General features: G+C 50.4%; 18 protein-coding genes. 13 read left to right on the forward strand and 5 right to left on the reverse strand.

The window, feature by feature from the left end; translation table 11 throughout:
* Positions 1–51 precede the first annotated feature (51 nt).
* The 6 genes from N24_RS10050 to galE all read left to right on the forward strand — a co-directional run bounded on the left by N24_RS10050 (position 52) and on the right by galE (position 5754).
* Complete coding sequence (locus N24_RS10050; protein WP_096456589.1) at positions 52–555, forward strand: DUF3099 domain-containing protein; 504 nt, start codon at positions 52–54, stop codon at positions 553–555.
* Positions 542–2077: a DUF7782 domain-containing protein gene (locus N24_RS10055; protein ID WP_096456591.1), complete on the forward strand. Its 1536-nt coding sequence runs from the start codon at positions 542–544 to the stop codon at positions 2075–2077. Before N24_RS10050 ends, N24_RS10055 begins: the two co-directional genes overlap by 14 nt.
* A gap of 18 nt (positions 2078–2095) precedes the next feature.
* The gene (dtd, locus tag N24_RS10060) at positions 2096–2530 is read left to right on the forward strand and encodes a D-aminoacyl-tRNA deacylase (RefSeq protein ID WP_096456593.1); all 435 of its coding nucleotides are present in this window, start codon (positions 2096–2098) and stop codon (positions 2528–2530) included.
* A gap of 126 nt (positions 2531–2656) precedes the next feature.
* A complete protein-coding gene (locus N24_RS10065) occupies positions 2657–3652 on the forward strand; it encodes a sigma-70 family RNA polymerase sigma factor (RefSeq protein WP_096456595.1) in 996 nt (331 codons plus the stop codon).
* Between the two features lie 425 nt (positions 3653–4077).
* Positions 4078–4764 carry a metal-dependent transcriptional regulator gene (locus N24_RS10070; protein WP_096456597.1) on the forward strand — a complete coding sequence of 229 codons (687 nt, stop codon included), beginning with the start codon at positions 4078–4080 and terminating at the stop codon, positions 4762–4764.
* A 6-nt stretch (positions 4765–4770) separates the two neighbouring features.
* Positions 4771–5754, forward strand: coding sequence for a UDP-glucose 4-epimerase GalE (galE, locus tag N24_RS10075; protein WP_096456599.1), 984 nt, complete (start codon positions 4771–4773; stop codon positions 5752–5754).
* Positions 5755–5756: 2 nt separating this feature from the next.
* On the opposite strand, the gene N24_RS10080 is transcribed toward galE, so the two are convergent.
* On the reverse strand, positions 5757–6920 hold the full coding sequence (locus N24_RS10080; RefSeq protein ID WP_231910978.1) for a DUF4192 domain-containing protein: 1164 nt from the start codon (positions 6918–6920) through the stop codon (positions 5757–5759).
* 313 nt (positions 6921–7233) lie between these two features.
* On the opposite strand from N24_RS10080, the gene N24_RS10085 reads away from it, so the two are divergent.
* From N24_RS10085 to N24_RS10095, 3 genes are all read left to right on the forward strand, one after another.
* The gene (locus N24_RS10085; RefSeq protein ID WP_096456601.1) at positions 7234–8193 is read left to right on the forward strand and encodes a proteasome assembly chaperone family protein; all 960 of its coding nucleotides are present in this window, start codon (positions 7234–7236) and stop codon (positions 8191–8193) included.
* A 131-nt stretch (positions 8194–8324) separates the two neighbouring features.
* Positions 8325–10865, forward strand: coding sequence for a DEAD/DEAH box helicase (locus N24_RS10090; RefSeq protein WP_197702393.1), 2541 nt, complete (start codon positions 8325–8327; stop codon positions 10863–10865).
* Between the two features lie 131 nt (positions 10866–10996).
* A complete protein-coding gene (locus N24_RS10095) occupies positions 10997–11977 on the forward strand; it encodes a hydrogen peroxide-inducible genes activator (protein ID WP_096456607.1) in 981 nt (326 codons plus the stop codon).
* Between the two features lie 83 nt (positions 11978–12060).
* On the opposite strand, the gene N24_RS16670 is transcribed toward N24_RS10095, so the two are convergent.
* Entirely contained in the window at positions 12061–13140 is a 1080-nt protein-coding gene (locus N24_RS16670) for a DUF2189 domain-containing protein (RefSeq protein WP_096456609.1), read from the reverse strand.
* Positions 13141–13265: 125 nt separating this feature from the next.
* On the opposite strand from N24_RS16670, the gene hrpA reads away from it, so the two are divergent.
* A complete protein-coding gene (gene hrpA / locus N24_RS10105) occupies positions 13266–17174 on the forward strand; it encodes an ATP-dependent RNA helicase HrpA (protein ID WP_096456611.1) in 3909 nt (1302 codons plus the stop codon).
* Positions 17175–17222: 48 nt separating this feature from the next.
* Here hrpA and nrdR read toward each other — a convergent pair whose 3' ends face one another.
* The gene (gene nrdR, locus N24_RS10110; protein WP_096456613.1) at positions 17223–17675 is read right to left on the reverse strand and encodes a transcriptional regulator NrdR; all 453 of its coding nucleotides are present in this window, start codon (positions 17673–17675) and stop codon (positions 17223–17225) included.
* Positions 17676–17774: 99 nt separating this feature from the next.
* On the reverse strand, positions 17775–18197 hold the full coding sequence (locus N24_RS16640) for a hypothetical protein (protein ID WP_231910980.1): 423 nt from the start codon (positions 18195–18197) through the stop codon (positions 17775–17777).
* A 304-nt stretch (positions 18198–18501) separates the two neighbouring features.
* On the opposite strand from N24_RS16640, the gene lexA reads away from it, so the two are divergent.
* The 3 genes from lexA (at position 18502) to N24_RS10130 (ending at position 21309) form a co-directional block, all read left to right on the forward strand.
* Entirely contained in the window at positions 18502–19263 is a 762-nt protein-coding gene (gene lexA / locus N24_RS10120) for a transcriptional repressor LexA (RefSeq protein ID WP_096456615.1), read from the forward strand.
* Between the two features lie 304 nt (positions 19264–19567).
* Positions 19568–20347: a DeoR/GlpR family DNA-binding transcription regulator gene (locus N24_RS10125; RefSeq protein ID WP_096456617.1), complete on the forward strand. Its 780-nt coding sequence runs from the start codon at positions 19568–19570 to the stop codon at positions 20345–20347.
* Positions 20344–21309 carry a carbohydrate kinase family protein gene (locus tag N24_RS10130; RefSeq protein ID WP_096456619.1) on the forward strand — a complete coding sequence of 322 codons (966 nt, stop codon included), beginning with the start codon at positions 20344–20346 and terminating at the stop codon, positions 21307–21309. Before N24_RS10125 ends, N24_RS10130 begins: the two co-directional genes overlap by 4 nt.
* A gap of 88 nt (positions 21310–21397) precedes the next feature.
* Here N24_RS10130 and ptsP read toward each other — a convergent pair whose 3' ends face one another.
* A complete protein-coding gene (ptsP, locus tag N24_RS10135) occupies positions 21398–23095 on the reverse strand; it encodes a phosphoenolpyruvate--protein phosphotransferase (RefSeq protein ID WP_408607605.1) in 1698 nt (565 codons plus the stop codon).
* Positions 23096–23264 lie beyond the last annotated feature (169 nt).

Raw genomic sequence — 23264 nt, forward strand, 5'->3', positions numbered from 1 at the left:
CATCATGCCCCAGATTCCTCTGTTGTCACTAAACGGACTACCCTGTTCGGTATGAACCAGCGAAAAGACCGACATAACCGGCCTGCCGGCGAGTCGGAGCATTCGCCTAAAAGACGATTGACGAAGTTGTTCCATCGCAATGACGTGTTGCTGATTACTGATAAAAAGCGCACCCCTATGCAGGACATGCGCCATCGGCGGCGTATTTACAACGTTATCCAGGCGCTTCGTATCCCACTTTTGATTTTGGCTGGTGTGTCGTGGATTGTGTGGCATGCATGGCTTTTGGCACTGATCATATTTGTCATCTCAGTACCCCTTCCGTGGGTGGCTGTGGTGATTGCTAATGGGCATGGCTCCCCACGCGATCCGCGGGAGAAGAACGTGTACAAGCCGGGTTTGATCCGGGAGATGAATGAACGCGCGCAGCTTGAGGCACAGCAAGCGAAACAGTTAGAAAACCATTCGCGCGAGGTAGATATTAAGCGCGATTTTGATGGGTTAATCATCGATGCTCAAGAAGATGAAGATAAAGGCACCAATGACAAAAACTAGAACTCCCCTTACCGTTGCAGCTTCAGAGTTGAAGAAACTTTTCCGCCGCATTGGCTACACCACCACGGGCATTAACAATGTGTTGGGCCCTGATTTCACCGCGGCCATGCACGCCGGTCAGCCAGCTGCTGTGCGCTTCCACCTCGATTCCTTGCCGGAATCGGATTTAAACCTCGCCCTACGGGCGTTTGTGCTGCGCGACGAGGTGCGCGTCGATAAGCTTGCTGGTTTGCTCGGGGAAAGCTTAAAGATGCTTGTCGACGCCTCCCTCGTTGAAATCTCCGGTGACTTCGCTCAAGTGTTGATTGATATTCGCCCGCATTTGATCGCTGGGCGGCAGCAGTGGGTATTTTCTGATGCTGATGCATCCATGACTCAGCATGTTCCAGGCCCCGATCATGTGCTGGGTGTCGGTGCCGCTAGCCTTTCCCTTTTGCAGGCAACGCCCACCTCCCCCACGGGTTCCGTGCTTGATCTGGGTACGGGGTCAGGAATTCAGGTGCTTGGCCAAGCTGGTGCGGCGAAGGAAATTATCGCAACTGATGTCCACCCCCGTGCGCTAGATTTCGCCGAGGCGACACTTGTTGATTCCGATATCCCCACTGAATTGTTAGAGGGCAGCTGGTTCGAGCCTGTTCAAGGGCGTCACTTTGACCGAATCATTGCTAATCCACCATTTGTCGTTGGCCCTCCAGAAATTGGTCATGTGTACCGCGATTCTGGAATGGATCTCGATGGCGCGACTGCGTTAGTAGTAAAAGAGGCATGCGCTCACCTCAACCCCGGTGGCACTGCTCACCTACTTGGCGCGTGGGTGCATTCTGCCGATCAATCGTGGCAACAGCGAGTGGCGCAATGGCTCCCGGATTCCGGCTATGTTGCCTGGATTATTCAACGCGATGCTGTAAGCCCTGCCCAATATGTAGGCACCTGGCTCAGCGATGAATCTTTGGATCTGCGCAGTCCAGAGGCTGCAGCACGCACAAATGCCTGGCTTAAGCACTTTGACCAGGCACACGTAAATGGTGTGGGATTTGGCTTCATCGCTATCCAGCGCCTTGATGAAGATGACGCAGATAAAAATTCAGATATTTTGGCTGAGTCCATGCCTCAATACTTTGAAGATCCACTGGGTCCAGAAATTGAGGAATACTTCACCAGAACTGCTTGGCTGCGTGAACAAACCCGAAGTTCCATTCTTAGTGCACGCTACAAAGTTCGACCTGGTGTAGCTCGAGAAGAAATCAGTTTGGCAGATGCTGAAGAAGGTATGGGTTTTAGCCCCGTCACCCTTCGCCTCACCCGCACAGATGGTCCCCGCTGGTCACATGATGTCGATAATCACGTCGCTGCTATCGTTGCCGGTCTTAATCCTGATGGACTACCCCTTGAAGAAATCCTAGAAATGTATGCCATGGCCCAAGGGATTGAAGGCGAATCCCTCCATAACGGTGCTATTGCAGCTTTAGTCGACCTTATTCGCCATGGTCTGGTGTTACCTGCCGACCTCCTAGATTCTTGAGAGGAACAGCGATAAAAAGTGAAAGCAGTTTTAACGCGCGTGAGTTCTGCCAGCGTGAGCGTGGACGGCGAAATAGTAGGTGCTATTGACTGCCCTGATACTGGCGGAGTCCTCGTACTGGTTGGGGTTGGCGCAGCAGATAGCGACAACGCATGGGAAACCATGGTGAGAAAAATTGCAGAGTTGCGCATCTTGGAGGATGAAAAATCTGTCAGTGATGTCAACGCTCCGGTTCTCCTTGTTAGCCAATTCACCTTGCATGGTCGCACTGCCAAAGGTCGACGCCCATCGTGGTCCGATGCTGCCGCAGGAGAAGTGGCAGAACCAGTCATTGAAAAGATCGCCCATGGGCTTCGCGAACGCGGAATAACCGTCGAGCAAGGTCAATTCGGTGCAATGATGAAAGTCACATCGGTTAATGAAGGCCCCTTCACGGTTTTAGTTGAGTGCTAGTAGGTAAAGCCCACAAACTGGAAACTCCCCAATATGGGGGTGTATAGAATAGGGTAAATCCACTCGGGAACTTTTTCTGCAGGCAGCTCGTTGAACCTCTTGAACCGCGAAATTAGGAGGCCAGTTATGACAGCACCGTCCACGCAGGATCTCACAGCGACTGATCGTGAGGTAGATCCCGGCAGCAGGAGAGGCCAAACCAACGATAATCCTTCACAGGACCTTGTTCGCGTTTACCTCAACGGCATCGGCAAAACTGCACTGCTTACCGCAGAAGATGAAGTTGAGCTCGCTCAGACCATTGAAGTTGGTCTTTACGCGGAGCACCTTCTGAAACACTCCGAAGAGCCACTCACCCGCGCCATGAAGCGCGATCTTAAAGTTCTTGCCAAAGACGGCAAGAAGGCTCGTTCCCACCTCCTCGAGGCAAACCTGCGTCTGGTTGTATCCCTAGCAAAGCGCTACACGGGTCGAGGAATGCCGCTTTTGGATCTCATCCAAGAAGGCAACCTTGGACTTATCCGCGCTATGGAAAAGTTTGACTACTCCAAGGGCTTTAAGTTCTCCACGTATGCAACCTGGTGGATCCGCCAGGCAATTACCCGTGGCATGGCTGACCAATCACGCACCATCCGCCTACCGGTCCATTTGGTAGAGCAGGTCAATAAACTTTCCCGCATTAAGCGTGAGATGTACCAGCACCTTGGACGTGAAGCCACCAATGAAGAGCTCGCCGAGGAATCCGGTATTGAAGAGTCCAAGATTGAAATGTTGCTTCGCCAATCCCGTGATCCAGTAAGCCTGGACATGCCTGTTGGTGCAGATGAAGAAGCCCCTTTGGGTGACTTCATTGAAGATTCCGAAGCAACAGATGCTGAATCTGCAGTGGTTGCCTCCATGCGCCACTCCGACATCCGCGCAGTCTTGAACACCCTTGAGCCTCGCGAACAAGATGTCATCCGCCTGCGCTACGGCCTTGATGACGGCGTGCCGCGCACCCTTGATCAAATTGGACGCCGCTTTGGCCTCTCCCGTGAGCGTGTGCGTCAAATTGAGCGTGAAGTAATGAGCAAACTCCGTGATGGCGATCGTGCATCACGACTACGTGAGTACGCGCAGTAAAATGCCCTTTTTCACCCAAAACGCCGAAGCCACCACTGTTGGCCTCGGCGTTTTCTCACTGTGGCATCATTTCAACTTCTAGCGTCAGATGACATATCAGGTAACTTTAGTTATTATTCGCTAGACTTTGATACGTTCAGCTGAAGTAAACCATTAGATGTAGGAAAGATTTCTTTCTTACGAACAACAAACGCCAGTTTCAGTACTGTCGACGAAGATCATTACTCGGCAAAAGGCCTCACGGTTGCTTGCCAACGTATGTGAGTCTCGGACTATTTAAAGTCGGTAGACTAGATGCAAGTGTGTTCTCTGTCGAGCTCGTTCTCAAAAATGTTTATATATTTTAGAGACAATGCATTGAAGTAGTTTTCTCCTGCTGGCAGCGGCATCAATTGAGTTTGGATTAACAAGGAAGGCAGCCTCCTGTGAAGGATCTGGTCGATACCACCGAAATGTATCTGCGCACCATCTACGAGTTAGAAGAAGAGGGCATCATCCCTTTGCGCGCTCGCATCGCAGAACGCCTCGAGCAGTCCGGCCCAACTGTCAGCCAGACTGTCGCCCGTATGGAACGCGACGGCCTCGTGCACGTAAGCCCCGACCGCAGTCTCGAAATGACCCCAGAGGGACGTTCCCTAGCTATCGCTGTGATGCGCAAGCACCGCCTAGCTGAGCGCCTACTCACCGACATCATCGGCCTAGACATCCACAAAGTTCATGATGAGGCATGCCGCTGGGAGCATGTCATGAGCGATGAGGTGGAACGTCGCCTCGTTGAGGTTTTAGATGATGTGGAGCGCTCCCCTTTTGGCAACCCCATTCCTGGCCTTTCCGAAATCGGCCTTGATCACGATGCAGAGCCTGATTCCGGTGTTCGCGCAATCGATCTACCCGTCGGTGAAAATCTGAAAGCCCGTATCGTGCAGCTCAACGAAATTCTGCAGGTAGACCAAGAGCAGTTCCAGGCACTGAGCAATGCCGGTGTGGAAATTGGCACTGAAGTAGACATCATCAACGAGCAAGGCCGTGTTGTCATCACCCACAATGGTGCAACCGTGGAACTTATTGATGATCTGGCACATGCAGTTCGCGTAGAAAAGGTTGAAGGCTAATACACGATGAAGCTTTTGGTTACCGGCGGCGCAGGCTATGTAGGCAGTGTCGCAGCTGCTGTTCTTCTAGAACATGGACACGATGTCACAATCATTGACAATTTCAGCACCGGCAACCGAGAAGCAGTTCCCACTGATGCTCGCCTTGTTGAAGGCGATGTGAGCGACGTTGTAGACAATGTTCTTGCTGAAGGCGGCTTCGAAGGCGTCGTCCACTTCGCCGCCCGGTCACTAGTGGGTGAATCAGTAGAAAAACCAGATGAGTACTGGCATGACAATGTAGTCACAGCATTAACCTTGTTGGATGCCATGCGGAAACACGAAGTAAATAATCTCGTGTTTTCCTCCACGGCAGCCACCTACGGTGAACCTGATGTTGTACCGATCACCGAGGACATGCCCACCAACCCCACCAACGCGTATGGTGCCACAAAGCTGTCCATTGATTACGCCATCACCTCTTACGCCAAAGCATTTGGTCTTGCTGCCACCAGCCTGCGCTATTTCAATGTCGCAGGTGCCTACGGCAGCATTGGCGAAAATCGTGAAATCGAAACACACCTCATTCCCCTTGTTTTGCAGGTTGCTACCGGACACCGCGAGAAAATCTTCATGTTTGGAGATGATTGGCCAACTCCCGATGGAACCGCGGTCCGTGACTACATCCATATCCTGGATCTAGCCAAGGCCCACGTTTTAGCACTGGAATCCAACAAAGCTGGCGAACACCGCATTTTTAATCTCGGTTCCGGTGATGGCTACAGTGTGAAACAAGTTGTTGAGATGTGCCGTGCAGTCACAGGACACCCCATCCCGGCAGAAGTTGCACCACGTCGAGCAGGAGATCCCGCTACGTTGATTGCGTCTTCAGAAAAAGCGAAGAAGGAACTGGGCTGGACTCCACAGCACACTGATCTCCGCACCATCGTCGAAGACGCTTGGGCGTTTACCTCCCAACTTGGCGATAAGGCGCACGCTGCGAAAAAGTAGCCTTAGCTTTGTGGCTTTGACTCATCGTTTACCTCTGTGACTGATGCTGGCACGTGATAGTCCCGTAACTGCTGGTTGCCACGGAGGCAGGCGTCGATAAGCTTTGTTGATTGCCCGTTAAATAGCCCCTCGCGCAGCAGGTTGCTTAAGTTGTGCCGAGGTGTAGTTTGAATTGACACCTCCAAGGCTGGTGCTGCTTTCATCGCCAGCCCCATCGCAATGACTGACAACGCGTACAGACTTAGTGCATTTGAACGCAGCTCGCCATTAAATGTGCAGGCCGTCGCGCGGAGCAACAGCGCGGACTCTCTAGGGAAATCGACACAAAGATGCAAAATAGCGTCGCGTAAAAAGCTTTTGGACATATATGTGGCTGCAGTGTGCAGGATATCTGTTTCCTTCAACAACTCATCAAAGTTTTCCGCGCCTGAAGATGCATCAAAATAATTAGCTTTCACGAACTCCAAGGCGTGGGTGAAAACGTCCAAGGATGTTAGAAAATGTTGGCCTGAATCATCTGCGTTTATTTTGTGCTCAATTGTTTCTGCAAGCTCATAAGCTTCCTTTTTCATCTTTTTCAATCGGGCGGCAGATAAATGTGGGTTCTTTTGCTCAAATAGAGCATATGCTTCAAACCGGCTTAGTTCTGGAAGTTGTCCTTCCTGCAGCATCCTTTTCGTCGCCACAGCAGAAGTAATAGGTGAAATACGCCCATATTCCCACTCAGAAATTCCATGATCATCAGCTTCTAAAGCCTCAGGTTCTGGGCCAAAACATAACATGTACGGTTCACTGCTGATGATTTCCTTGGTATACCAACATCCCGTGATGTTGATGGTTCCTCGCTCTGCGGATTCATAGAGCTGATCTAAGGTGTCGTCCAACACGTGTGGAGGCAATGCTTTAGAAATAATAAAAGCAAAAATAAGTGTGGGCTTGAAAGAATCCATTGCTTTGGCCACATCAGGCAAAAGCCGAATATCTCCAATGTCTAGGCGCATCACGGGCCCTAGTGTGAGAGTTGTTTCCTCGCCTTCGTTGAACATGCACGCAAAGACGATAGATTCGCTTGGGTAAAACCCTAAGATTCCGGGAATATTTGCCAGCAATTGGCCGGGGGTGTGAAGGATAGTTGTTGGTTCATTTCGGTGTGCTTTAGCTGTCATGCTGCACAGTATGGCGAAGTTTTTTTATTACGTCGCGCTCACTGATCTGGAATTCGAGTAAACCTGTGGATAGATTAGTTTATCCACAGGCACCTTATTCAATTACAGAAAACCTACAGGTAGATGAGGTTCCCGTTTTATGAAATTAGTGGACCAAAGTAGGTTGAAAGTTTAGACTTGGCAAAACTCATGAACAACAGTGTAATTCGTAGGGATTATTTTCTTAACGGCTCATGTTGTAGTGAACAGTTGCCGATGGAAAAACATTTAAGTGGTAGCTCGGTTATAGCTCGTAGCGTTAAAAGGAGGAAGAATGTCGGATAGCAATGCTCGTATGTACGAACTTGAGTACCCGTCACCGGAGGTGAGTGGACAATCGGCCGGCGGCCCAACGCTCATCGTTGCCCTCCAAGGCTATGCTGACGCAGGACATGCAGTGGAATCTAGTTCTTCCCATCTGATGGATGCTCTAGACCACCGCCTGATCGCCTCATTTAATAATGATGAACTGATTGATTACCGCTCACGTCGCCCCATGGTTGTTATTGAGCACAATGAAGTAACCAGCATGGATGAACTCAATCTTGGTCTACATGTGGTGCGAGATAACAACAACACTCCGTTTCTCATGCTCTCTGGCCCTGAACCAGACCTACGCTGGGGTGACTTTAGCAACGCAGTGGTAGATCTCGTAGAAAAATTTGGCGTGGAAAACACCATTTGCCTTTACGGTGCTCCGATGACGGTTCCGCACACCCGTCCAACGGTTGTCACCGCACATGGCAATTCAGCGGATCGCCTAAAAAACCAGGTATCGCTTGATGCGCGGCTTAATGTTCCAGGCTCTGCCTCTTTAATGTTGGAGAAGAAATTAAAGGACAAGGGAAAAAATGTTTCGGGTTACACCGTCCATGTTCCTCATTATGTAGCCGCCTCCCCTTATCCTGCTGCCACATTGAAGTTGCTGCAGTCAATTGCTGAGTCAGCTGATCTCAACCTTCCATTGCTCTCTTTGGAACGTGATGCAGAAAAGGTGCACCGTCAGCTGATGGAGCAGACTGAAGAGTCTTCAGAGATTCAACGTGTTGTCAGTGCGTTGGAACAGCAATATGACGAGGAGTTGGAGCGTTACCGCAACAAGCACCCTCAGGCTGTTCTTCCGGGTGAATCTGATCTACCCAGTGGTGATGAGATTGGTGCGGAGTTTGAAAAATTCTTAGCTGACCTTGATAGCCAAGGCGACACAGGCCCACAGGACTCCCCCGAGGCTTAAGCGCTAGCGCCTCGTAAAGCGATATTTAGCCAGTACTTTGTTTGACGGTTTGCTCCGTTTAGCCAAGGTGCTGGCTATTTTTTATACCTTCCTACCCCCGGTGTCCCAGGCGTTAGCTAGTGTGGTTGATTGTGAACCTTTCTGAGATGCTTCCTGATCTTTCCGATGTCCCCGAGAGCTTGATGGATGAGTCCATTTTTGACAGCTTTTTAAGTTGGACCCGCGAGCGTGGGATCTCTTTGTATCCTGCTCAGGAAGAGGCGGCGTTAGGGATTTTGGCGGGTGACAATGTCATTTTGGCCACCCCTACTGGGTCGGGTAAATCCATGGTTGCCATTGCTGCACACTTTATCGCCATGGCCCGAAACCAACGTAGTTTTTATACTGCTCCTATTAAGGCGTTGGTAAGTGAGAAGTTCTTTGCTCTATGTGAGATTTTTGGTGCAGAAAACGTCGGCATGATGACAGGTGATGCAACAGTCAACGGCAAAGCACCAATTATTTGTGCCACTGCTGAAATCGTTGCCAATATTGCTTTGCGTGATGGTTCAGCCGCCGCTATTGATCAAGTGGTCATGGATGAGTTTCACTACTATTCAGAACCGGACCGCGGTTGGGCCTGGCAAGTCCCACTCTTAGAACTGTCCGGGGCACAGTTTTTGCTCATGTCTGCAACGCTTGGTGATACTGAGTGGCTGGAAAAAGACCTTCAGCAGCGCACTGGTCGCACCGCCAATTTTGTGGGTGGTACTGAACGTCCAGTCCCGTTGGAGTTTTCCTATGTTTATACCCCAGTTCATGAAACTATCGAGGAGCTGCTGAAAGATTCTAAAGCTCCCGTCTATGTTGTTCACTTCACCCAACGTGATGCCATTGAACGGGCTCAAGCTCTGACATCGTTGACTGTGGTGAATAAGGAAGAAAAAGAACGGATCGCAGCGGAGATCGGGGATTTCCGATTTAGCACCACGTTTGGAAAAACACTGTCCAAGCTTTTGCGTCGAGGCATTGGTGTGCACCATGCTGGCATGCTGCCGAAGTACCGTCGATTGGTGGAAAAGCTTTCACAAACTGGCCTGCTGAAAGTTATTTGTGGCACAGATACCCTGGGAGTGGGAATTAACGTGCCCATTCGTACAGTCCTTTTAACTGGTTTGGTGAAATTCGATGGGTCCAGAGAACGTGTATTAAAATCGCGGGAATTCCATCAGATTGCGGGTCGTGCCGGACGTGCTGGCTATGACACCATCGGCACCGTAGTTATTCAGGCGCCTGAGCACGAAATTGAAAACCACCGATTGCGCGAAAAAGCAGGACAAGATCCAAAGAAACTGAAGAAGCTGCGGCTCAAAGCAACTCGTCCGGGCGAAGTAACATGGACTAAGAAAACCTATGAGCGCCTAACTACGGCGGAACCAGAACAGCTCACCAGCTATTTCAAAGTCACTAACTCTATGCTTCTCAATGTCATTGCGCGTCCAGGTGATGGCTATCAGCACATGAAGCATCTGTTGCGCACCAACCATGACACCCGCACCAAGCAAAATAAGGATATTCTTACCGCGGTTGAATTGCTGAAGGGGCTTATCAACGCAGGCATCGTGGAAAAAGTTGTTGATGGGCCCGATGAAACAGGTCGCATCTATGCGTTGACTGAAGACTTGCAGCGCGACTTTGCCCTCAACCAACCTCTTGCACCTTTTGCCTTGGCAGCTCTTACATTGTTGGACAAGGAATCAGACACATATACCCTCGATGTGATCAGTGTGTTTGAAGCGATCTTGGAAGATCCTCGTCAGATTTTGTTGGCGCAGCAAAAAGCACGGCGTGGCGAAGAAATTGAGGCGCTAAAAGCAGAAGGCGTCGATTACAACGAACGCATGGCCATTATTGAAGATGTCACCTGGCCTAAACCTTTAGAAGAAGAGCTGGAAAGTGCCTTTGAAACTTTCCGTGAAGGCCACCCGTGGGCAAAAGAATTTGATATTAAGCCCAAATCGGTGGTCCGTGACATGATCGAACACGGCATGACCTTTTCTGATCTTGTAGCTACTTACGGTGTTGCCCGTTCTGAGGGAGTTGCCTTGCGCTATCTCACCGATGCCTGGCGTACCTTGCAGCATTCATTGCCCTCTGAAGCCAGTACTGAAGAGCTCGACGATGTGGTGGTGTGGCTTGGTGAGTTGATCAAACAAGTCGACTCTTCCTTGGTTGATGAATGGGCTCAAATGGCAGATCCAGACGCACCGATTAGTAAAGAAGCTTTGGAACGGGAACTCGCCTTTGGTGTGGAAGATCCTACTGCCCTGACAGCTAATCGCAGAGCGTTTACCATCATGGTGCGCAATGCCATGTTCCGACTAGTTGAGCTTTTTGCTTATGAAAAAGAAGAACAGCTTGCCCAGATGACGGACTATCTGGAAGATGTTCCTGATTTTGGGGCTGCAATGGATGATTACTTTGATGAATATGCTGATCTTGATACCGGTCCAGCGGCACGAGGACCTGAGTATTTCAAAGTTGAGCACACTGGTCGTTTGTGGCAGGTACGCCAAGTGATCAAGGATCCCGAGGGAGATAATTCCTTTGCTTTTGATGCAACGATTGATCTCGATGCCTCAGACGATGCAGGTGAAGTGCGTTTTGCAACACTATCGATTGATCACAACTAGGAGGTGGCGTCGATAAGCGAAGCACGCTGGATGCCTGATTTGAGCGGTTTTACCTATGGCGCTTGTGCGCCATCCACCTATCCCAGCGCTTTCATTATCACTTTCTTGAATGCACCGTTATAGTTATAGGCATGAGCAATAAAGAGTACCGGCCCACACTCGCCCAGCTTCGCACCTTTGTCACCATCGCAGAATGCAAGCACTTTGGTACTGCTGCCACCAAGTTGTCCATCTCTCAGCCCTCATTATCTCAGGCGCTCGTCGCGCTCGAGACAGGCCTGGGAGTTCAGCTCATTGAACGCTCGACGCGCAAAGTGATTGTTACACCGGCCGGGGAAAAACTCCTCCCCTTCGCTAAATCCACTCTGGACGCTGCGGAATCTTTCCTGTCCCACGCTCGCGGTGCTAATGGTTCCCTCACCGGACCGTTGACGGTTGGAATTATTCCTACGGCTGCGCCCTATATCCTTCCTTCAATGCTGTCTATCGTGGACAATGAATACCCCGACCTTGAGCCACACATTGTTGAAGATCAAACCAAACACCTTCTCGGTTTGTTGCGTGATGGCGCGATTGATGTAGCAATGATGGCGCTGCCTTCTGAAGCTCCAGGCATGAAGGAAATACCACTTTATGATGAGGACTTCATCGTAGTGACCTCCAGCGATCACCCATTTGCTGGACGTCAAGATTTAGAATTGGCAGCGCTCGAAGAGTTGGACCTGCTCCTTCTTGATGATGGCCACTGCTTGCATGACCAAATTGTTGATCTATGTCGCCGGGCTGATATCAACCCGATTAGTTCAGCAACCGCAGTTACACGTGCATCAAGCCTGACAACTGTCATGCAGCTTGTTGTCGCCGGCCTTGGTTCCACACTGGTTCCAGTGAGTGCAATCCCGTGGGAATGCACGCGCCCCGGGCTTGCCACCGCTAACTTCAATTCCGATGTCACAGCTAACCGACGCATGGGTCTTGTCTACCGAACCTCATCATCGCGTGCTGAGGAGTTCGAACAGTTTGCCCTAATCTTGCAGCGTGCTTTCCAAGATGCCCTTGCCCATGCGGTCTCAACGGGAATCACCTTGAAACAAACGTCAGTTGTTGCATAACAAAACCACTGTGTAGGTTATACAAAAGCCCTGGTGCTCCACTTGTTTACATGGAGAACCAGGGCTTTTTAAATTTTTGAGCTTTAGGCCTGTTCGACCGGAATATTTCCACCACTCATTTGGCGGTAGATATGGACGGTGGCAAGCATAAGTGCAGGTACCAAAATAACCAGCGCAAGACCTAAGGTGATCACACCGATTATGGCAGTGACAATCCCGCTGACAAAGGAGTACAGCAACAACATGGGATAGTTACGAAGTGCATCTTTAAACCCAGTGCGAGCTGCGCTTCCAGCAGTGTGATGACCATCAGCCGTGTAGTAAATCCAGTAGGAATACAATGGGTTGATCAAAAACAGCAGGAAGAACAGAATAAAGAACATTCCCAATGCGCCATTGTTTACCTCAACTGCACTAACAGTTTCATCAACAACAACCATTTCTCCAGTAAGCATGGTGACGGCAATACCAACGATTCCTCCGATAACGCCGAGGACAATCATCAAAATTACGGTCTGGCCCACATTGATCGGCCGGAAGAAGTCTGCATACCGAACCTTGTTGCCATCGACTGTTAAAAGTGCGCCACGCATAACGCAAATACTGATAGCAAATCCAACGACGGCAGAAATCACATTGATGATAATCTCACCTGTCGAGATGCCAGACGTTGCCGACGCAGCGGTAGGATCCAGACTATATGCCAAATACCCTCCGATACCACTGAGAATAACTACGGCTAGACCAAGCACTACCGTACCCAGAATCCACACCACAGGATTGGCAAATGTTGCCTTAAATCCAAAGCGAATTGCACGCATCAGATCGACTTTGCCACTGCCGGGTTCTAGTAAACCCCCACCTTGTTGTTGCGAAGCACCATAGCCCTGGTAGGAGTTTTGGTATGGATAGGGCTCACCATAGCCCTGCCCAGAACCTTGCCCTGAGTTATAACCATTGTTGTATCCCTGGAAACCTCCCGGCGCGTCTTCTGGATGTGACGTCGGCCCATATGGTGTTGGGGCGTCGTCCCCAGAGGGGTTATTCCCAGAATGCTTATCCCCAGAAGAGTTATTCCAGTTTTCCCAGGATTTATCCCAAGACTGCTCGTTGGAGTTGTCTTCGCCGTCATTATTGGCGTTCGTGTGGTCGTCGCGGCTCATTGTTGTTTCGTCGCCCTCCCTATTGTGTACGTTTCGTCCTTGGTTTCGCACTCCACCCTACCTGGGTACCGAAGGGTGTATTTACTTGGACTTTAAACAAAGACAAGTAGAATTGATTTTTAGTCATGACTACTTCTGAAACCGCCCCATCAAAGGCTTCCCTGTATGAACTTTTAGAGGGTGTCTCCCTCTCAAATGAGCGCGCCTTCCGGCGCAGATTGTCCAAGGCTCGCTCGCCCAAAGCGCTCAGCGCCATTAAGGCTGATATTGATAAGGCGCGCCTGCTTATCGACGAAAAGACCCAGTTAATTCCGCCTATCACCTACCCAGAAAACCTCCCCGTGAGTTCGCGCCGGGATGATATCGCTGAAGCTATCCGTGATAACCAAGTAGTTATTATTGCTGGTGAAACTGGTTCTGGTAAAACTACGCAGATCCCAAAGATCTGTTTGGAACTTGGCCGTGGCCGACGTGGGCTGATTGGCCACACGCAGCCTCGTCGATTAGCAGCTCGTACCGTCGCTGAGCGCATTGCTGATGAGTTGGGGCAAGACATCGGTGAATCAGTTGGTTATGCCATTCGTTTTGATGATCGCGTATCGCCACGCACGTCGGTTAAGTTAATGACCGATGGCATTTTGCTCGCAGAGATGCAGCGCGATCGGTTCCTCAATGCTTATGACACCATCATCATTGATGAGGCTCACGAACGATCACTCAACATTGACTTCATTTTGGGATATTTGCGTCAATTGTTACCCAAGCGTCCTGATCTTAAAGTCATCATCACTTCAGCAACCATCGATCCTGAACGTTTCGCCGAGCATTTTGCTGATGCTTCTGGACAACCAGCGCCCATCATCGAGGTTTCGGGACGAACATTTCCCGTGGAGATTCGCTATCGCCCGCTAGAGGTTTTAGATGGCGACAAAATCATCGACACCGATCCACTCGATGGTTTGTGCTCAGCTTTGGAAGAGCTCATGGCCGAAGGTGACGGCGATATCCTATGTTTCTTCGCCGGTGAACGCGATATCCGTGACGCGATGGAAGCGATTGAAGCCCGCCGATGGAAAGGTGTGGAGGTCACTCCCCTGTTTGGCAGGCTTTCCAACCAGGAACAGCACCGAGTATTCAGCCCACATTCTGGTCGTCGCATTGTATTGTCCACAAATATTGCAGAAACATCCCTGACGGTTCCTGGCATCCACTATGTGGTGGATACTGGTACAGCACGTATCTCCCGGTATTCGGTACGCACCAAGGTTCAGCGTTTGCCCATCGAGGCAATCTCTCAAGCCAGCGCCAACCAGCGCTCTGGTAGGTGTGGACGTGTCGCCGACGGTATTGCAATCCGCCTTTATTCAGAAGACGATTTCAACTCACGTCCCGAGTTCACCGATCCCGAAATTCTTCGCACCAACCTAGCCAGCGTGATTTTGCGCATGGCATCGTTGCGCTTAGGCGATATCAATGACTTCCCCTTCGTCCAAGCACCCGAACAGCGCTCCATTAGAGATGGCATCTTGTTGCTCCATGAACTGGGAGCATTAACAGATGGAGCTCAAGCTGATGGCTCACCACAGCTGACCCAGATTGGCAAGGATCTAGCAAATATTCCTGTGGATCCACGCATGGCCCGCATGCTTGTTGAGGCCAACACCCTAGGATGTCTGCATTCAGTCATGGTGATTGTGGCAGCTTTAACAATCCAAGATGTTCGCGAACGTCCTTTAGAGTTCCAGGCTCAAGCTGACCAAGCACACGCCAGGTTTAAAGATCCGAATTCTGATTTCTTAAGTTTCCTCAAGCTTTGGGAATACATCGCAGATCAACGTGATCAAAGCAGCGGTAATGCATTCCGCAAACAGATGAAGAAGGAATTTCTCCACTACATGCGCATCCGCGAGTGGTGGGATTTGGTTCGGCAGTTAGAACAAATCGGGCAACAGCTGGGTTGGGCTAAAAAAGAACAAGTTGCAGGCACCGCGAGCCCCGATATTATCCACCAATCACTCCTTACCGGTTTGCTCTCCCAAATCGGTTCACGTGATGGTGAAAGTAAGGAGTTTTCTGGCGCCCGCGGCACCAAGTTCCTTATTTTCCCAGGTTCCGCCCTAACTAAGAAGCCACCACAGTTCGTTATGGCTGGTCAATTAGTTGAAACGTCCCAGTTGTGGGCCAGGGATGTTGCCAAGATTGAGCCAGAGTGGGTAGAAAAAGTCGCGGGTGCTTTACTGAAGCACCAATATTCTGAACCATACTGGTCGGCCAAGCGCGGTGCTGGAATGGTGCACCGCAAATCAACCCTGTACGGCGTAACAATCGTTGCTGACAAGGTGGTTCCTTATCACACGGTTGATCCGGTAGCTGCTCGTGACATGTTTATTCGCCATGCCCTTATTGAAGGTGACTGGTCCACGCACCACCGGTTTTACCATGACAATGTGGCAAAGCTTGAAGCTATTGGTGAGCTTGAAGCCAAAGCACGTCGACGCGGCATCGTTGTTGATGAAGACACCTTGTTTGACTTCTACGACGCCAAACTTCCAGCTAATGCCACCACCTCCCGCAACTTTGATTCCTGGTGGAAGAAAACCTCCCACAATACCCCAGACTTACTGGATTTCGATCCAGAGAATCTGGTCAATAAGGACGCAGATGCGGTCAGTGAGGAAGCCTTCCCGGATAAATGGATCAAGGGAAGCTTAGTTTTTGATCTCAGTTACCATTTCGAGCCTGGTCACCCAGAAGATGGCGTAACAGTTCTTGTTCCGATTCCGGTGCTCGGCGGTCTAGACACGGAAGGGTTCGACTGGCTAGTTCCAGGGCTCAGGCTTGATCTAGTGACAGAGCTTATTCGCTCAATGCCTAAAGCTTTGCGACGCACCGTCGTTCCCGCCCCAGATTTCGCCGAGCGCGCCCTACCGTTGCTTCGCCCATATATGACACCACTAACCACCCAACTTGCTGATGCTCTGCATTCTTTAGGTGGCCAAGGGATCAACGCTTCAGATTTTCATCCGGAAAAACTTCCTGATCACCTTCGTATTTCTTATGCTGCTATTGATCGTCGCGGAAAAATCATCGATAGGGATCGTGATCTAGAGGCTCTTAAAAAGCGTCGGGCTAATCAAATTCGATCCTCAGTATCCAGTGTGGCTAAGGCATCTGAACAGGACGAAGCAGCTCAATGGACCCCGGATTCATTAGGAACCATTGCTGAAGAAATCGAAACCACAGTTGATGGGCAGTCTGTCACTGCATTCCCCGCACTAGTTGTCTCCCCCACTGGTGTGTCGGTGAAAGTGATGCCTACCAAGGCCGCGGCGGATGCCTCAATGATCACCGCCACGTTGACGCTGTTAATGCGTGAAATTGAGGTTTCCACCAAACAAATGGTCAAGGGGTTGCCACTCCAGCAGCGTGTTGCGGTAGATAACTACCCTCATGGCGGTGCAGATGGTTTAGTTTCCGATGCGCGTGTCGCAGCCATCCGGGATTTAATGTTTGCCCACGGTGGTGCTGTTCGATCTCCTGAAGAGTTCGAGGTCCTTTTATCTAAGGTTAAACCGGAGACTGCCGGTGTTGTGCGACGCACTGTGGTTACTCTTGCCCCAGCACTCGTCCAATATGCCCAGGTAGTTTCAGAACTGGAAACGTGGTCTGGGCCAGCAATCGACGATATGACTGCCCAGTTAGATTTCCTTCTTCCGGAACGAGCAATCAGCATTCACGGTATTAGTCGGTTGCAGCACTTGCCACGCTACCTTCATGCCCTCTTGATCCGTTTGGAAGAAATGAATCAAAACCCTGATCGGGACGCCGACCGCCAAGATGAAGTGAATTTCGTTGAGGAGCAACTAGAAAAGCAGCTTAAGAAGCTTCCCGCTCAGCGGGCACACACGAAGGAAGCAAAAGATGTTGCCTGGCAAATCCAAGAGTTGAGGGTGAGCCTGTTTGCACAGCGTCTGGGAACTCCCCGGCCTGTGTCACCACAAAGGATCCAAAAAGCGATTGCAAAGCTTCGGTAAAAATTGACCCCAACGGTGACGGTGAGCTAGCCAAGTTCGGCACCTTGGCTAGTCTCTCCCTCTGCGACGCATAAGTCGGATCTCTTTTTCGAAATCATCTGCGCTTTCAAATGATTTATATACAGATGCGAAGCGAAGATACGCTACTTCATCTAGTTCTCTAAGTGGGTCAAGGATTGCTAGTCCAATATCGTTTGCTCGAACTTGGGAGCTTCCGCTGCTACGTACGGCTTCTTCCACTTGTTGCGCAAGCCGCTTAAGGGCATCATCTGATACGTCTCGCCCCTGGCAAGCTCGCCGAACACCAGTGACAACTTTCTCCCTACTAAAGGGTTCTGTAACGCCATTCCTTTTAACCACCAGGAGCACAGCTTTTTCGATCGTGGTAAACCGCCCTTGGCATTCGCTGCACTCTCGACGTCTACGAATCGAGCTTCCAGCATCGATCACACGTGAGTCGATAACTTTGGAATGATCATGTTGGCAAAATGGGCAATACACTTATGGCTCCTCATCTTTCACTTCAGGCATTTCCATTTAATCCTTGAAGTGAACTGGCGGTTAGTCCATTAGTTTATGCCAGCAGCGCGTCGTTTTGGATTATCGGTCCAGGCTGACTCCGACTACTTGTGTTTCATAGAAAGTCTGCGTTGCTTCTTCCTCGCCTGACTGGGACAGCACAATCCCTGCAAAAATTACGAGCCCAAATAACCCACCACCTGCCCATTGCTTTAGTGATTCTTTAATCGAACGCGCGTGAGGATTATGGTTCTGCGTAGAACCTGTAAAGTGCTCACGTAGATGTTGCTGTGATATTGGATAATTTTTCCGCCCATGTGGCAGAATTCGAAGACTTTCGGGGCGACAGAACCTATCACTATTCGAACAGTCAATCGTTCGAACATGACGTTTCTTAACTCGCTCTACAGACGGCACTTCTTGCATCCAAACCGCAGCAGATGGCACCACAACCCCCTGACGTCGTGCACCCGATTCCAGCCCGTTAGCAGCATAAATAGTCATCTCAACTCTCCAACCGTATTTTCTTGCCCACATCATAACGCTCGACCAGGACACCTTCGAACACTCATACCGTTCACATGTTCGAGTGATTTCCCATGTTCGATTTATAGCACCCCATTCGAACATTTGTCTAGAGTTGGGTGAAAATCGTCGAACACTCGTACCATTTCCGCAGGAAAACATGTATGGTTAGAAATTAGAGAAACTGACAAAGGTTCGAATAGCTCAGCTTCATCGCAATGCGGTGAACGTAGCCGAAGTTTTAGGCGTCACCCCAGGTGTGCAAAAGAAAGGGAAAAGGGAGATGGCAATCGAAAAGAAGCCAGCAGGAGCGCGAGGCAGTCGTGGTAGCCGTACTGCCAAGACGTTGCCAAATGGCAAACCAGACCCAGCTGGCCTATCTGACAGGCAGCGCAGAATTTTAGAAGTAATCCGAGATGCTGTGGTTCTAAGAGGTTATCCACCAAGCATTCGAGAAATCGGTGATGCAGCAGGACTCCAGTCCACATCGTCTGTTGCTTACCAGCTTAAAGAGTTGGAAAAGAAGGGATTTCTTCGCAGGGATCCCAATAAACCACGTGCTGTAGATGTTCGTCATCTTCCAGAAACTGAAGGCCGTGGCCCTAAAGCAAGTGCTGCTAACAAAAACAAGCAAAACCAAAGCACTTCCCCAGATCCTGAGTTGTCGGGACAGACTGCCTTCATTCCAGTCGTTGGAAAGATTGCTGCCGGAAGCCCGATCATGGCTGAGCAAAACATTGAAGAGTACTACCCACTTCCAGCCGAGATCGTTGGAGATGGTGAACTGTTCATGCTCCAAGTAGTCGGTGAGTCCATGCGAGATGCGGGCATCCTTACCGGTGACTGGGTTGTTGTTCGCTCTCAACCAGTAGCAGAGCAGGGCGAGTTTGTAGCGGCCATGATTGACGGTGAAGCTACCGTGAAGGAGTTCCATAAGGATTCCTCTGGTGTCTGGCTGTTGCCACATAATGATACTTTTGCGCCGATTCCTGCTGAAAACGCAGAAATCATGGGCAAGGTTGTTTCCGTGATGCGCAAGCTATAGATCAGCTTTTAGCCATCCCGCCTTGAGATGTGTTCTCACATCACGAGGCGGGATTTCTGTTATTTAGCCACATTCGGGGGTAATCGGGCAAATAAGTTTTTCTTAATCTAAAAAGTGACTTTACCTGTGGGTTTTCGGAGTTTTGTCGTCAGATTTTGAAAAAATCCTGCCCGATTTTTTGATTGTTTACCGATTTCACACCTCCACTTGCAACCAAATGAGGCTTTTGCGCGTTGTTCAGTGAGACAATAGGTTAGAAATTCGGACATATTTAGTAAATAGGCTTTTTGCTTTAAGGAGTGGCATGTACGCAGAGGAGCGCCGTCGTCAGATTGCGTCATTGACGGCAGTAGAGGGACGTGTAAATGTCACAGAATTAGCCGGCCGCTTCGATGTCACCGCTGAAACCATCCGGCGCGATTTGGCGGTCTTGGATCGCGAAGGAATTGTCCACCGCGTACACGGTGGAGCTGTTGCCACTCAATCCTTCCAAACTACAGAGTTAAGTTTGGATACCCGTTTCAGGTCTGCATCTTCGGCGAAGTATTCGATCGCAAAGGCAGCAATGCAGTTCTTACCAGCCGAGCATGGAGGACTGTTCCTTGACGCCGGTACAACTGTCACTGCTCTAGCAGATCTTATTTCAGAACATCCCAGTGCAAAGCAATGGTCGATTGTGACTAACTGTTTACCAATCGCATTGAATTTGGCCAATGCAGGACTAGACGATGTTCAGCTACTAGGCGGCAGTGTTCGAGCAATCACGCAGGCAGTTGTTGGTGATACTGCATTGCGCACTCTAGCGTTGATGCGTGCTGATGTGGTGTTTATCGGTACCAATGCATTGACTCTAGATCATGGGTTGTCTACGGCTGATTCCCAAGAAGCAGCAATGAAGTCAGCAATGATTACCAACGCAAATAATGTTGTGGTGTTGTGTGACTCCACAAAGATGGGCACCGACTACCTCGTGAGCTTTGGTGCCATTAGTGATATTGACGTAGTGGTGACAGATTCCGGTGCACCTGCAAGTTTTGTTGAGCAGTTGCGTGATCGTGACATTGAAGTTGTGATTGCAGAATGATTCTTACTGTCACGGCTAGTCCATACCTGTTGAGTACTAATGAGCTCAACGGTGAAATCGAAATTGGCGAAGCAAATAAGATTAAGCAAGTCTCTACTGTTGCTGGTGGATTTGGCACAGGTGTAGCCGCCACATTGTTTTATGGTGGCAATGAAACATTTGCGGTGTTCCCTGCTCCGGAGATTTCGCACTATATGCGATTGGTAACTTTTGCTGGTTTGCCGCATGAGATTATCCCCGTGGCTGGTCCTATCCCGATGCATATCACCATGCGGGATGGGGATGGAAATGAAACCAAATTTAAAGATTCACCGATGCCGCTGGATGTTTCTCAGTTGGCAATCCTTCGGGATCTAGTGGTTCGCCGCGCTGAGGATGCTGCGTGGGTTTTGCTCGGCGGCAATCTTCCTTCCATTGCTCCGGCTGCCTGGTTTGTTGATGTGGTGAGATCTCTTCGTCTTTATCATCCTCACGTCAAAGTCGCTATTGCTGCTACTGGGGCTGCGTTGCGTGCTGTTATCCGCCAATTAGCTGCAACATCACCAGATGCACTTATTGTTGCGGCGGAAGAAATTGAAAAAGCTACCGGATTGGAAGCTAAGGCATTGCGATCCCCTTGGGCTGAGGGTGATCTCTCCCCTGCCGTCGAGGCTGCAAGAGCGTTGATTGACAGGGGCGTCGTTGAAGTATTGGTTACCAACAAACGTACTGAATCATTGTATGTTTCTGCCTCTACTTCACTTTTAGCTAGCTACGACAGCACACCAGGAAAGCAGGGTGTGAATTGGCGGGAATCGTTTACGGCAGGTTTCCTCGCAGCTTCCAATGGCGGTAAGACCACGACAGAAAGTCTCATTAACGCTGTTGCGTATGCGAATGCAGAGGGTAGTGAATGGGATAACTACATCCCTACCCCAGATAAGCTTCGCACGGAACATGTGGTGATTAAGCAATTGTCTTAAGGAAACCCCATGTACACGGAAAACTGCCTCGGACTCAACGTAAACGAAAGAGTCCGAGGCAGTTTTTCACGCCTTGTTTAGGCTCACATTAGCTAGCGGCTTCGATAACTTCACGCACAGCTGCGCGAGCTTCGGTTGCGCCTTCGGCGTCAAGTGCTGCTTCTGCTGCCTTCTTGCAGGTTTCCAGTGTGACTTCCGCCAACTGCGCACCCACTGCTGCAAGAGCAGTGGAAGCTGCAGAAAGTGAATTCACACCGAGACCAGTCAGTACGGTGGCAAGCAGTGGATCTGCTGCTGCCTCACCACAAACTCCGACTGGGGTATCAAAGCGCGCACCCTCATCGCAGGTGTGCTTGATCAGGCGCAAAACTGCTGGCTGCCATGGATCGGTCAGGTAGGCCAATTCTGGAGACATACGATCGGCTGCCATGGTGTATTGGGTCAAGTCATTGGTACCAATGGAGACGAAATCTAGGTGTGGCATGATCTTATCCGCCATAAGTGATGCGGCAGGAACTTCGATCATCGCACCGGCGATCAGTCCGCGTTCGCGGCAAAGGTCTGCAAACCACTTGGCTTCATAGGCGGTGGCAACCATAGGAGCCATGACCCACGTGGGGGCTTCATCGCCACGGCCAAGGTCGTTACTTGCTTTGGCAATTGCATCAAGTTGGCGGGTGAGTAGATCAACGTGGCCACGTGCAATGCGAAGTCCACGAACGCCTAGCGCTGGGTTCATTTCATCTGCCATTGAGGCAAATGGCACTGGCTTATCGGAACCTGCATCAAGTGATCGAACAACGACCTTTGATTCAGGGAATGCTTCCAGCACCTTCGAGTAGACTGCTGCTTGCTCATCTACGGTTGGCTCTTCAGTTGCTGATAGGAAGCACAGCTCGGTGCGGAAAAGGCCAATGCCTTCTGCTTCCGTCTTGGCTGCCTGCTGTGCAGAGTTGCCATCTTGAACATTGGCAAGAAGTTGAACGCGGTGTCCGTCTTTGGTTTCCGCTGGGCCTTCCCACTCCGCAATGCGGGCTGCTTGTTCTAAGGACTCTGCCACGAGCTTGGTGGCCTCAGCTTCGTCGGCGTTGCGGTCAATGGTGCCGAGGCTGCCGTCGATAAGCACTTTTTCCCCGGACTTGATGTCCTTGATGCCAGCGCCGGTAGCAACGATGCAAGGAACGTTGAGTTGGCGGGCAATGATGGCGGTGTGGCTTGTTGGGCCACCAAGTTCTGTGACAAGTCCCACAAAGAGATCTGTATCAAGTGCTGCGGTATCCGCTGGGGAGAGGTCATCGGCGAATAGGATTACCTGGCCGGATACATCAGGAAGACCTGGCTCTTCATCGCCACGTAGCTCTGCGATGACGCGGTCGCGGATATCACGAAGGTCTGTGGTGCGCTCTGCGATCAAGCCACCTGCGGCTTCAAACATGGAAATGAATTTGGTGGTGGCAGCAACAACCGCGTACTCGGCTGGGTGTCCACCCTTGATGCCCTTGCTTACAGCTTTGCGCCAGCCTCGGTCATTGACCATGCCGGAGGTTGCTTTAAGAACTTCTGCTGCTGGGCCTTCTGCAGCTTCGGAGCGTTCAAGCAGGCGGGAAGAAACCGTGCCTGCTGCAACATCGAAACGCTCTTGTTCTGCTTCGCGCTTATCTTCGGCGATTACTTCGCCTGCTTGGGGCAGTTCGGGTCGTGGAGTAATCCACACCGCACTTGCATAACGGACTCCACCGACAACGCCGGTGCCCTTCAAAACAGTGTCATGATTCACATCATCCACAGTAGTCACCCATCTTCACAATATTTGAGTTAATTTCCTCAAGATCACCACAAAATCAACAGTTGTGCAACTATTCAAACATTTGGTTATTGACAAACAGACACATATCAACATAGCGTGGTGTTAAACGATCATCATATTTCAAAGGTTGAGACCATGATCACAAACT

The organism is Corynebacterium suranareeae, assembly GCF_002355155.1.
Classification (GTDB): domain Bacteria; phylum Actinomycetota; class Actinomycetes; order Mycobacteriales; family Mycobacteriaceae; genus Corynebacterium; species Corynebacterium suranareeae.

Coding starts and splice junctions, on each gene's coding strand:
- N24_RS10050 (WP_096456589.1), top strand. CDS start 52: ATGAACCAGCGAAAAGACCGACATAACCGGCCTGCCGGCGAGTCGGAG.
- N24_RS10055 (WP_096456591.1), top strand. CDS start 542: ATGACAAAAACTAGAACTCCCCTTACCGTTGCAGCTTCAGAGTTGAAG.
- N24_RS10065 (WP_096456595.1), top strand. CDS start 2,657: ATGACAGCACCGTCCACGCAGGATCTCACAGCGACTGATCGTGAGGTA.
- galE (WP_096456599.1), top strand. CDS start 4,771: ATGAAGCTTTTGGTTACCGGCGGCGCAGGCTATGTAGGCAGTGTCGCA.
- N24_RS10080 (WP_231910978.1), bottom strand. CDS start 6,920: ATGACAGCTAAAGCACACCGAAATGAACCAACAACTATCCTTCACACC.
- N24_RS10085 (WP_096456601.1), top strand. CDS start 7,234: ATGTCGGATAGCAATGCTCGTATGTACGAACTTGAGTACCCGTCACCG.
- N24_RS10095 (WP_096456607.1), top strand. CDS start 10,997: ATGAGCAATAAAGAGTACCGGCCCACACTCGCCCAGCTTCGCACCTTT.
- N24_RS16670 (WP_096456609.1), bottom strand. CDS start 13,140: ATGAGCCGCGACGACCACACGAACGCCAATAATGACGGCGAAGACAAC.
- hrpA (WP_096456611.1), top strand. CDS start 13,266: ATGACTACTTCTGAAACCGCCCCATCAAAGGCTTCCCTGTATGAACTT.
- N24_RS16640 (WP_231910980.1), bottom strand. CDS start 18,197: ATGACTATTTATGCTGCTAACGGGCTGGAATCGGGTGCACGACGTCAG.
- lexA (WP_096456615.1), top strand. CDS start 18,502: ATGGCAATCGAAAAGAAGCCAGCAGGAGCGCGAGGCAGTCGTGGTAGC.
- N24_RS10125 (WP_096456617.1), top strand. CDS start 19,568: ATGTACGCAGAGGAGCGCCGTCGTCAGATTGCGTCATTGACGGCAGTA.
- N24_RS10130 (WP_096456619.1), top strand. CDS start 20,344: ATGATTCTTACTGTCACGGCTAGTCCATACCTGTTGAGTACTAATGAG.